Genomic DNA, 11,871 nt, shown 5'->3' with positions numbered 1-11,871 from the left:
TCTATTCCTCCAGTTGTACCAGAGCTTCAACTATGTCTTCTTTCTTCATTTTGTAAGTATTAATACCTTTTTCAGTCGCTAATGCCTTTAAATCTTTATAGTCCATAGATTTATAATCTGCATCACCGGAAGATGATTGAGGGACTTGTATTTCTACAAATCCCATCTTCATCAACCTATCTCTTTTAATTTCAGAATCAACTACCTTAACTACATTTAATTTTTGTAATGTAAACATAAAAAACAGCCTCCTATAGAGCCTGTTTTACGTTAACAAATACGCCAGTAAGTTTATTAGTAGGAATCCAAAGATCATGATATTTTCTGTAATCAACTTTCCATGCATCGGCCTGTTGGTTTGTCTGCGGATCAAAGATTCTAGGATTATCAGTCTTGGAGATAGCAATTACACTATTTCTAGCAGAAATAATCCAGTTAATATCTTTTGCTGTACCATCGGCAACAAATCCACCCGCTTCCTGTCCGGCAGTTGCACCGTCATTAAATACATAAGCAGTTTTCATCCTTGTAGAAGGTACTTTAATAATAGGAATACCGTCAATAGATTTTAGTTTAAGCGATACATTACCTTGAGTAAAGTCCATTACATCTAATTTCTTTTCTAGCTTATCAGCAGTATCCAGCATTGCAGCGATACCCATATTCATGGTAATAACAAGGGGTACACCTTCACCTACAGCATCATAAACCTGGTAGATATCAGCAACCAATTTCGCTAAAATATCATTTGTTGCAGCAGTGTAACCACCACTGGCCTTACTTCCAGCAATTGCAAGAGAAGCAATTTTGCTATACCGATAGGCATCCACTTCAGGAATTACTTTGGTTCTTTGGAATTCTCCTAGAACCATTCCAGCCGTTGCCACAAAATTAGTCTCATCTATATCCATTGCATCAAGAGAGAAAGTTCTACCTCTATCCTGAGTTAGTTGATGAGTTTGATAAGACAGAGTTACAGACCCCTTAGTAAATCCTGCATCACGGTCATAATCTGCAAGTCCATCCATTACAACAGAAGGGATTTTAACCTCATTACCACCATTATATTTAACTTGATTATCATTTAATTCCATCCAACCAGAAGTAGCACCCGCTACCATTTGAGCATCTAACTCAGTCTGAAAAATCTTTGCATATTCTAATGTATTAGCCATATTAAACCACCATATCCTTTCAAATTTTAATATTATTTAGTGCTTTCCTTAACGTCTAAGCCCGAAAAGACAAATTTAATTAACCTAGATTACTTCTAAATGTCTCTTGTATTGTTTTAATATCATTACCTTTAGCATCATTGGGAGGGGTATAGTTTCCATTGTTCATTCTTTCATTTACCAGTGCTTCAACATGTTTCGAGAACACACCCTCTAAAGAGTCAAGATTCTTAATTGTAGACTCTTCCGAATCTCCAAGAAAGAATTCAAGAATATCTTTTGGTAATTTCTTTTGATCGGCAATTAGTAAACTTTTATTTAACAGGGATTGCCTTTTCTCTTGTGCCTCTTTCTGATTCAATCTTTCTTCAAGTTCTCGAATCTTCTTTTGTTCAGGTGTTTCTTGTGGATTAGCCTTGGCAACTTCATCAAAAATCAATTTCTCCAAGTTATTTTTCTTCCAGGATTCTAGACCCCTAGTAAAGAATGAATCATTGTGTTTACCTAGCCATTTTTTACCTTCTTCAGTGGCAACAAACTGATCTACTCCCTCAGTCGTAACTTTAGAAAGCTCCGAAAGGTAGTTTTTAATGTCCTCATTGTCCTTATTTGTTTGAAAATAAGCCTTAATTTCTTGTAAATCCATATTTAATCTCTCCTTCTGCCCTCATAGTCCAATGCCTACAAGTGCAATTTTTTATTATAAATATAAAAAGACCACCCCAACAATTAAGTTGAAATGGCCTAATTAACTAATATTTTTTGATTGTTTCCATGAATTATAATCCTGATAATCAATAATTGGCTTTTTGCCTGAGCTATCTTTGATATTTTCCCGTCTTTTTGTTGGAGTCCAACCAGGGACTACGGGTATGAGACAACAACGGCAATTTGGATGTAATGGAGGGGAAGGATGTTCTTCATCAATATCCCACATCTTACCGTCTAACACTGCATCTTCTGGATTAGTAAGTTTATCTAGTGTGGCAGACCACATAACTTTTTTAACTAAACCTGAATCTTTATAGATTTGATTTTGTGCTTGAGATTGGCAACGGGCTACTTCGGTATGAATTAGCCTTTTACTCTCATAGGCACTAGAACCAAATTCTTTCTTAATGTCCCTGGCTAGTTTATCAATAGAAGTACCTTGAATCATTGCTTTCTCAACTGATTTTCTAACCCTTTGAACTAATTTAGATTTGTTATCCCATATCCTATCACTAAACATCTTTTCTTCTATAGGCATTTCTATAGCAGCTTTAACAAACTCAGGCTTTAAAATAGCAAAATTTATAGCAGTTTCAATACCTTTATCAATAACAAAGGCCGTTTGATAGTAACTTTCACTAAAAACATCCTCTAATATTTTTGTAGTGTGGCCTAAGTCAATATACCCAATTTCTTTTGCATGCTGGAGTAATTTATTCTCCAATTGCTTTAATATCGTATATCTTTGTTGCTTAGATACGCTCAAAGCACCATCAACTGCATACTTTACATATAGTTTTGCAATATCTTCTCTAACATCATTTAAGGCTCTTTTATAAGCTTCTAAGATTGGTTTCATATCTTTATCAACTAATCTTTCCATGTCTTCTTTGATTCTAATTATTTCTTGTTCAAACTGTTTATTCATCTAAATCAACTCTATCTAAATCTATCATATCTCTTTCATCTTTAAGCCTTTTCATTTCTTCATCTACATTATCTATAAAGCTAAACTGAGCAATACCAGTTCTAGTAGATATTTTATCTCCCGCTTGATTTATAATTTGGGCTGTCATAAAATCATCATGGGGTATCATCATGGTAAACTTGGCTTTAATATCAGTATAATCAAACTGTTTTCCAGTTTTAATACTTACATATCTAAATAAGTACTTCAGTCTATTCTTAATACAATCAGCCATAGCATTACAGTTTAGTTTTACCCGCTGCTCTAGCGAAATTAAACGTGTTCTTAATGCTAATGAGCTTGTGTTAGACTGAAGTTTCTCATTAGAATTGATATGTGAGCTTAATTCATAGATATTTTCTTTTATTGTGGTTAAGGTATTCTGAACGAATGAATCATTGATATTCTTTATAAGCCATTTAACATCAATTTTATCTCCATTAGGAAGTTTAAAAGCACCTTGTAATTTTGCTTTTTCTAATTCTTCACGCTCCATATCACAACCTAAAAGAATTAAATATGCATTCCTAAAATCAGAAATTTCATTAGAAATATCAGATAAATTAATCTCAAATGCATCTTGTAAGCCCTTTAAATCCTTATATAAAGTGTCATGTTCCATTTCCTCGGATATTGCACATAACGAGACAGGAACTCCACCCCAATTAATATTATTTAGAGTCTCACCAATAATGACATTATCGGCATAATGTACAATTCTATCTGGCAGATATAAGTCCATATATTCTTTATCATCAAACTTTTTATAAAAGAAGTGCATGAACAATACTGGATTATTATTCTCATCAAACAACCCATAGGCATTCAAAGGGGTTAGCACTCTAGCACAGAATCTTCCTTCATTAAGGTAATATAATTCATAGCAAAACCCAAATTTAAGCATATTTTTCATTAGATTTTGCTCATGTAATTCTGACCAATGTGCTGCATTATCGGTTATTTGTTTGATAATATCTTCATTAGATGAACGACTAATATAGGTTATTTTATTACCAACAGCATAGGACATTTCTTCCTTAATGAATTTCTTAATGAAGTTATTTTGGACTTTATTATTTGCCCTACTCTTGATAATCTGATAACCAACCATTGCATCAGTATCACCTTTATAGTAATTCTCCATTTTCTTAAATAGTGGTAATTGCATTCTATAATCTTCAATACATTTCTGTATTAATTGTTCATGTGTTAATTGTTCCAATTTATCACCTACAATCCTAATTTCGTTTTATCAAATGCAGTAGCAAATTGAATTATATTAATTTCATCAATAAGCCTGTCAAATTCGGCAAGCACATCAGGAGCATCATCGTGAAGGGAATACCCTTCCCCCTCATAATCAAGCACCTGGTTAATAAACCCTGTATCTTCTTCATTAAAAATAATAAAGCCACTATCCACTTTGCCGGATATGGCTCTAATTTTTGCTTCTTTATTTTTATTTTGACGCTCATTTATAATTTGGATATTACGAGATTTTAAAGATTTATCCTCATTAATTCTCTTCTCAATTTCCCTTTTATCTGTACCATTAAAGGTATTTTTTTCAATCCAAATTGCTTTAATATTTTCGTATTCCTTTAATAGTTTTATGACTTTATCAATATACTCGTCAAAAGTATACCGCTCAATAATACCTTTTCTTACCCATCTAAAATTGTTGCTGGTTTTACTGCCAACTAATAGAGCAGTAAAGTCATTATTTGATTTTGTTTCAACTGCTGGATCACAGCAAAGAATGGTCTTTTCAAAGGACTGAGATTCAATTTCTTCAGCGGATTTAGTTGTTGCTTGATGGAAAGCTTTTTCACCAATTTTAGAAGCATCATTTTGTAATTCCTGTTTAAAGGCTTGAGGATTAGAGTAATAGTCTATAGCTAGTTCTAAGCAATCCCATTTATCCTTCCATAAAACAGGATATTGCATTTCTCCTTCATGCTGGAAATAGAATTCTTTAGCTTCGGCAATTGGATCATTTAATTGGCTATTAAAATATATTTTTTTAAATTCTTCCCAAAGTCCAGAGTTATACAATTCATCTACATCATCAACCAAAACCGCTTTATGTACTATGTATTTATAGGATTTATCCTTAAGCAATCGGGACATGAAACAATCTCTATGTAAAATAGTCCCTAAGACAATGAATTTAGTAGCCATTTTAACTTTATTACCATCTCGAAATACTGCTTTATCTCCAGCATATTGCGAATCCTGAACCCAGGTATTATATTTTTTATCCCTTGCTTCTTGGGTAATAACGTCTGATTTACCCTGATAATCATCAGCAATAATAAGTGATGGCCTGTGACCATTAAATTTTTTACCACGTAAACTGCTCACACTGCTTATGGCCTGTATTTTAGTTTCGTTAACTAATTCCAGTTCTAGTTTATTAGCTGTATATTTACGAGAATCAATTAGCTTACCAAAAGTGTTTATTATATATGGATTCTCTTCAAATGCTCTCCTTATTTCCCTAATAAATTCTATAGCATCTTGTTCTACTTTTCCTGCCACAAGAGTATATATTGAAACCTTATAGCAATGACACCAAGTAGTAAGAGCAAAATCACATACAGTTGTCTTTGCTGCTCCCCTTGGCAAAACTAAAAGAAGTTTATCTGAATTATCTTTAATGAACATTGATTCTAATTCATTCCAGATATCGTAATGAACAGGGGCTAATTTTCTAGCAGTATTATCTAGTTTAGGAATGAATGTGTCTTGAAGATAATAAAGGCAGAAATATTCTATAGATTTGCTGCCTAACCACCAGGACAAGGATTTATCACCAAATAGATTATCTTTATATTCATGAAATAGCTTTTGAGCCATTTTCTTAGCTTTATCTAGGGTAAAGGATTTTTCTGACTGATAATATTTGATTAGGTACTGGTATAGGAGTTTACGGTTATCTTCTGTGTTGAATATTTCTATATTTTGGCTTATAGATATCACCACCTTATTCTGGGGCATAAAAAAAGAACCTATTGTAAGGTTCTCTATGACCAAATTTATTTGGTTTGTCTTAAATATTTTAAGTATTCGTCTATAGCAATTTTTCTTATTCTAGAAATATCATCTTTTAAACGAGTTTTATAGATACCTTCTGGTTGATAACACTGAAATCCTATATCACAAGCTCTACTTACGTAACTAGAATTAAAGCATATTTCCTCAAAAATTTTGGTAATAATATTTAATATTTTGCTTTTATCTTGATTAGTTTTGAAGGAAAGAGTGTATCTTTCTTCCAGGCTTTCCATCATATCGGGTCTATCTAAATAATCAGATGGATAGATTATGCTTATAGTATTGTTTTTAAAAAACAGTACATCAATATCTTTAGCACTGGCATGGTCTAAAAACTTTTTACAAAGAAAACCCACTTTTAAATTATTTTCATCTATTGAAAAACAAGAGAATGCAATAACACTATTATCTATTTCTTCTATAAATAATGGACTCTTTGTATAGGCATTCTCAATGGTTCTATTAAATAAATTTCTAATCTCACTAGAAACAGGAATATCAATATTATCTAAACTTCGCTTAAAATCTTCTATGAAGTCTCCTTGTCCTGCACCTGCACACCATCCCATATTCTTTAAATCATAGAGTTTTTGGTTATCATCTGTTTGCTCGACTTTGCCAAAAGCTGTTTCAATAACTCTAGTATCAGTAGCAATTATTGAAAAACTATCAGAAACATATGATATTACAACAGTCATTTCTTTCACCTCTTATATTTCAATTCAATAATAAGAGTATTTATCCTTTTAATACCTTATTTTTGTTATAAAAAATCGTGAAGGTTACTTCCGGCCTAGTCCCGGCTCCAAAAATAGAAGCATACCCCTATTTGTTCGCTATCTATTCGAGCAAATAAATAAGTGATGAATACTCACCACTCTAGTTTGTTATCTTGTTTTATAATCTTCTTTCATTAGTTCTACAGGTAAAACTTCTTTAATGTTTCGTCTATCTCATCCTGCGTTAGTCCGATATATTCCATCGTTACTGACTGTGAGGAGTGATTAAATATCTTTTGAAGTTTTACTAAGTCTTTTGTTTCTTCATAATAAAACCTTCCAAAAGTTTTTCTTAATGAATGATTACCAAAATGTTCTAACCCTAATTTATCAGCAATGCCTTTAACTATCCTATATGCTTGGGTAGTTGTAATATGGGGGTACTTACCGTTTTTCTGGCGAGAGGGGAATAAATAATCTTCATCACTCATACCCTGGGTATATCTATCTAACTCAACTCTTAATTCATTTGGTATAAACTGCGTTTTACTTTTACCTGTTTTTTGTTCCTGTAAGATCATATGACTACCTTTAACGTCTTTGACCTTTAATCCAACAACATCACCTATTCTGAATCCCATATTCAATTGAAATGTAATAAGAATATAGTTTCTTAGGCCAGATTTTAATGCTTCATCCTTATATCGCTTTACTATTGCTCTGTCTCTTATAGGCTGCACTAACATTTTAATACCCCCTAAATATAAGAGTGTGGATTAAATATCATTTTACTACACTCATTATATTACACTGGTGGGTATTTGTAAACTCATTTTAATACACTTAAAGTATTATTATGTGAATTTAGCTATGAATTTCTAAAACGAGTGTAATATTTTGAACAATTCATACACTCATTTTTATTCCTCTATCTCATCTTCCCACTCTTCAAACTCTTTCTCTAGGTCTTCCGGCTTAATATCAGCATTTTCCTGTTTGGCAGTAGCATTAATATTAAACTGTGAGACAGTTTTGCCTAGTGACCTGTCAATCCAATATGATAAAGCTTTCTCTTTGGTTCGGGAATCCTTAGTAGTTTGAATTAAATACCAATATTCATCAATGGCCTTTAGCAGTTTAGCATTAAACTCTTTTTCGCCCAGGGTTTTTATCTCCTGTAGACGTTTGTCCAACTCAGCCATAAATTCTTTATTATCTAACCAATTATAAATTGTTGTCCGATCTATCTGTAACCTCTTGGCTATTTCAGTTTTTGTTAACTCACCTTGAACTAACATTTCTATACATCTTACTTTTTTATCATCTAACACTATCATCACCACCTTATCAACAATCTACAAAATTATATAGAAAAATAAAAAAGCCAACTTTAATTAGTTGACTTTCTTAAATTTCATTTATAGTAATTGCCTAAAAACACAATCCACTAATTCCTTATTAAATTCAAGATACTTATTATCACAAAGATTCTTTTTAGTATTAGTTATATTATAATAACCTTCTCTATAGCGTACTCTCAAACTATCTATTACAGAGCTTTGATTTTTCTTATCTAGTTTGGTAAATTCCACTTCATTATTTTCACTATTTACTCTAATAGATACAGCACAATCAGGAAAAATCATCTTATTACTAATAAACTGTACCTTTTCATCAATACCATTTTCTTTAAAAATCTCATTTAAACCATGAACAAAATCAGAAATTTCTTTTGAAACTTTCTCATTCTCTATTTGTTCACTTCTAAATTTCCTAGCATATTCGACTTTCCAACTCATTATATCCCCTCCTTTTAACTATTTTCTATATAATTAATGATATCCCTGCAAATAATCCTAAATTATTCCAATATTATTTTAATCTAGCATCACCCCATGTTGCCTTAAGTCTGCTGCTAATACATGGAATATATCAAACCCCTCATTCTTTTTCTTCCAAACCATTGTTTTAACTTCCTTGAGCCTCATTAAATAATCCTTCAAAAAATAATTCTCTTTATACTCATTAATCAATTCGAACATTCTTTCGCTCTTATCAAACCAAAGCAAAACCCTATCATTTTCTTCGCTAACTTCTTTAACCTCTAACCCCCGATTCATAAGATATGCTGCCAAACACTGACTTCTGATGTGATATAAATTTTCCATAATAAACCCTCCGATTTTAATATTAAATTCGATGCGATTTCGTCAGACATAACATGACATTTATTATTGAACAGGTATATTTACCATGCGAACTAATAGCACATTAACATTTGTAAGTACCTCGGACAGTACCTTACAATTGATAGCTTTGATTATAAATTTTCCCCTCAAAAACAAAGACAGGGTAGTAACCCTGCCTTAAATTTATATAGTCTAAACAGATTTTTAATTAATATCAAATACAATATTTCCTACATCTTTTCCAACTTGAATTGATTGATTAGATAACATACATATACTTCCATTTTCTTCATTATCATCCCAACCCAATGAAGATAAATGAATAGCACCCGTCACCTTTAAATTTCCATGATTCTTAATTGTTCCGTAAACATATAAATCACCATTTATTTTTACATTACCTTTTATATCAATTACTTTATCGGCTTCTATTTTTACATCACCATTAACTTCTTTGCTATTCCATGTTTCATGTCGTTTTGTTTTATTATCAGTAGCATTAGCCTTATTTTTAGAATCGGAACTAATAGTAGTAGTCCCAGAATTCCAATTCTTAACCGAGTCAGGTACATTTGTATCATCATCACTTTGACCTTCAATTATAACGGTATTGTTTTCTGCATTCCATTTAACTTCAGCCCCTAAAGCCTCACTTAAAAACCGAAGGGGTAAAAATGTTACTCCATTTATTATTATAGGTGGGGAATCTATAACTATATTTTGACCATCAATAATAGCGGAAGACTTATTTAAAAACAATTTAATCTCTTTATTATCTTTAGTTATCTTTATGGATTGGTTAACATCATCCCACTCAACTTCAGTGCCTAATGCTTCTGCAATGGCTCTTAATGGAACCACTGTCCTCCCAGTTATTACTCGTGGCTGCTCTTGGCTAACTATTTGCTTACCATTCACTATTAACTTAATATTCGAAATTTCACCAAATGAATTATAAGGACACGTTGAAAGCAATAACGCAGATAACATTACTGTTACTAATTGTTTTTTCATAAAAATTATCCCCTTATAGTTTTTAGTAGATTATTCTAATAAACACTCTATTAGTCCTTTAATCTTTTGGAAATTATTGTCGACATAATACTACTATTTTTAAGGGATATAACTTAAAGACATTATATTTTTAATTTAACCAAATATAGCAACGACTCCAGTAAGGGGTTGATCTATCCTTTGACCACCTGCATAAACACCTCCAGGGGCATTTAGTATTAATGATTTTGCACCACTATCAGAATATATATTAACTCCAGTAGAACCCCAATGTATACCGCTCCAGTTAGAGGGATTTAAGTATAAATTATTCCCTATTGTGGCATCAGTACCAACATTAATAGTTGTATTAGATGAAATTTTACCACCTACAATATTAGGTGACTCGATAGTGGTAGAAGTTATTTTTGTAGAAGTAATATAACTAGGCAACGCACTAGCTGGTAATGCCCCTATATCTCCAGGTTTGGTTGGTATTTGCCCAGTAGAAGCCACATCACTAGGTAGGTTCTCCCAGTTAATAGAACTACCAGGAGCCATTACAATATTGCCTTCAATTTTTGTTATTCCACCAACACCAGTTTTGAGTGTTGTACCTTCTATGCTACTAGCTAATTGATTTAATTCATCTTTGACATCTGTTCCGTCTATTTTTAATTCTTCACAATCTATTCTTCCATGAACATCTGCATTTTGAACTGTTAAATCGCCTTGAAGGTTAACTCTAAAAGGAGCTAATTCAAAATTACTATTACCTAAGTAAATATAATTGTAATTTTTATTATTAGCATTTTGTACTAACACCTTTGTATCTGAGGTAGTGTAATAACTATCATTCAATTTGATTAGCCTTTTAATATTCTTTTCTTCAATTTTTCCATCATAGAATTTATCGGTTCCACTTTCAGAAATAGAATATATTTTTAAGATCCCGCCAACACCCTCATCTGCAACATTATCATATGTTTGTTGGTAAGCGTAGGCTAAATTGAAGTTTCTATCCCTTTTTAACCCTTCATACATATACTTATTTATTAATTTGTTTGCTTCAGAACTTTTAAATCCACCTGTCCAAATGGTAGTTCCTTCACCGGGATTAATTAGATTTATTTCATAGTTTTTAGAAGGGTAAATAATATACGAAAGAACTTTATTGTTCTTAACTTCAACAAAAAGTATTTCAGATATGGTACATTCACCCAAACTAGATATACTTATTTCATCTTTATGTTTATATTCGATCTCTTTAGCAATCTTAATTAGATTATCAATAGTTCTAATTTCCTGTTTCTCATATGTATCCATAATTAAATTACTTAGGGTCATTTTGCCAGAACAAAAGATAATTTGATTATTAAAAGTCCATATCTTCTTTCCTTTTTCATGAACCCTATATATTTTATCATGTATTACGCTACTTACCGCTGAATCCACTCCAACAAAGGCACAATCCTTTGATATCATGGCAACACATAAACTCATAATCATTTACCTCCCAAATGCCTACTCAACGCCACGTTAACTCCCTTATAAACACGAAAACATATTTCATTTTCAGTGTCCTTAAGTAACTCCTTTACCCTGGCAAAATGATCATCCAGCATTTCCTGTATTTCTTCTTTAGTCAATTGAGCCTTTTTACTTCTGCTGGTTTTCTTAGGCTTATCTTCTTTAGGCAGAATAACTTCCTTTTCCAATAACTCAACAACATTATTTTCCTCAATAACATTGGTTTCTGCATTCTCTAACTCAACTTTTAATTGTTCTAATTTTAGTAAATCTTGTTCTTTCACCTTATTTACCTCCGTTACTTTCTTTTTTTAGTGGTTTCTTCTTGGCTTTATTTTTACGGTCTAATCTATTCAAAATATCCTTATGTTTTTTATTTGACTCTTTCAAAAACTTTTCTAGCATTCTGTCGAACTTATTCAAAACCTTCACTCCTAAAATATAATCGGTCACTCTGAGTGACCGTAGCACCTATAAAATAAAAAACTAGGTGATTCTTTACCACCTAATCTAAAAAGTACGTCCATCTA

General features: G+C 31.9%; 15 protein-coding genes. All 15 read right to left on the bottom strand.

Annotated elements, in window-relative coordinates:
• Window position 1: 1 nt before the first annotated feature.
• Window positions 2-238 carry a Rho termination factor N-terminal domain-containing protein gene (locus tag BUA78_RS08650; RefSeq protein ID WP_072913297.1) on the bottom strand — a complete coding sequence of 79 codons (237 nt, stop codon included), beginning with the start codon at window positions 236-238 and terminating at the stop codon, window positions 2-4.
• Between the two features lie 13 nt (window positions 239-251).
• Window positions 252-1,175 carry a hypothetical protein gene (locus tag BUA78_RS08645; RefSeq protein WP_072913294.1) on the bottom strand — a complete coding sequence of 308 codons (924 nt, stop codon included), beginning with the start codon at window positions 1,173-1,175 and terminating at the stop codon, window positions 252-254.
• 79 nt (window positions 1,176-1,254) lie between these two features.
• Entirely contained in the window at window positions 1,255-1,821 is a 567-nt protein-coding gene (locus BUA78_RS08640) for a DUF4355 domain-containing protein (RefSeq protein WP_072913292.1), read from the bottom strand.
• Window positions 1,822-1,923: 102 nt separating this feature from the next.
• Complete coding sequence (locus BUA78_RS08635; protein WP_072913289.1) at window positions 1,924-2,814, bottom strand: minor capsid protein; 891 nt, start codon at window positions 2,812-2,814, stop codon at window positions 1,924-1,926.
• Window positions 2,807-4,075, bottom strand: coding sequence for a phage portal protein (locus tag BUA78_RS08630; protein WP_238456769.1), 1,269 nt, complete (start codon window positions 4,073-4,075; stop codon window positions 2,807-2,809). Before BUA78_RS08630 ends, BUA78_RS08635 begins: the two co-directional genes overlap by 8 nt.
• 8 nt (window positions 4,076-4,083) lie before the next feature.
• Window positions 4,084-5,853, bottom strand: coding sequence for a hypothetical protein (locus BUA78_RS08625; protein WP_072913283.1), 1,770 nt, complete (start codon window positions 5,851-5,853; stop codon window positions 4,084-4,086).
• A gap of 38 nt (window positions 5,854-5,891) precedes the next feature.
• Window positions 5,892-6,608 (bottom strand): hypothetical protein, encoded by a 717-nt coding sequence (locus tag BUA78_RS08620; RefSeq protein WP_072913281.1) that lies wholly within the window; start codon window positions 6,606-6,608, stop codon window positions 5,892-5,894.
• Between the two features lie 221 nt (window positions 6,609-6,829).
• Window positions 6,830-7,375: a tyrosine-type recombinase/integrase gene (locus BUA78_RS08615; protein WP_072913278.1), complete on the bottom strand. Its 546-nt coding sequence runs from the start codon at window positions 7,373-7,375 to the stop codon at window positions 6,830-6,832.
• A 174-nt stretch (window positions 7,376-7,549) separates the two neighbouring features.
• Entirely contained in the window at window positions 7,550-7,960 is a 411-nt protein-coding gene (locus BUA78_RS08610; RefSeq protein ID WP_072913275.1) for a phBC6A51 family helix-turn-helix protein, read from the bottom strand.
• Window positions 7,961-8,047: 87 nt separating this feature from the next.
• Entirely contained in the window at window positions 8,048-8,428 is a 381-nt protein-coding gene (locus BUA78_RS08605; RefSeq protein WP_072913272.1) for a hypothetical protein, read from the bottom strand.
• Window positions 8,429-8,506: 78 nt separating this feature from the next.
• Window positions 8,507-8,797 (bottom strand): DUF5659 domain-containing protein, encoded by a 291-nt coding sequence (locus tag BUA78_RS08600; protein ID WP_072913269.1) that lies wholly within the window; start codon window positions 8,795-8,797, stop codon window positions 8,507-8,509.
• Window positions 8,798-9,022: 225 nt separating this feature from the next.
• Window positions 9,023-9,832, bottom strand: a complete 810-nt coding sequence (locus tag BUA78_RS08595) for a copper amine oxidase N-terminal domain-containing protein (protein ID WP_072913266.1) — start codon at window positions 9,830-9,832, stop codon at window positions 9,023-9,025.
• 135 nt (window positions 9,833-9,967) lie between these two features.
• Complete coding sequence (locus BUA78_RS08590) at window positions 9,968-11,314, bottom strand: hypothetical protein (RefSeq protein ID WP_072913263.1); 1,347 nt, start codon at window positions 11,312-11,314, stop codon at window positions 9,968-9,970.
• Between the two features lie 2 nt (window positions 11,315-11,316).
• On the bottom strand, window positions 11,317-11,625 hold the full coding sequence (locus BUA78_RS08585; RefSeq protein WP_072913260.1) for a hypothetical protein: 309 nt from the start codon (window positions 11,623-11,625) through the stop codon (window positions 11,317-11,319).
• A gap of 1 nt (window position 11,626) precedes the next feature.
• Complete coding sequence (locus BUA78_RS20205) at window positions 11,627-11,764, bottom strand: hypothetical protein (RefSeq protein WP_175548991.1); 138 nt, start codon at window positions 11,762-11,764, stop codon at window positions 11,627-11,629.
• Between the last annotated feature and the right edge of the window lie 107 nt (window positions 11,765-11,871).

This window comes from Desulforamulus aeronauticus DSM 10349 (genome assembly GCF_900142375.1).
Classification (GTDB): Bacteria; Bacillota; Desulfotomaculia; order Desulfotomaculales; family Desulfotomaculaceae; genus Desulfotomaculum; species Desulfotomaculum aeronauticum.
Note: the sequence above shows the minus strand (reverse complement) of the source record. Positions and strands in the feature narration are given on the sequence as shown.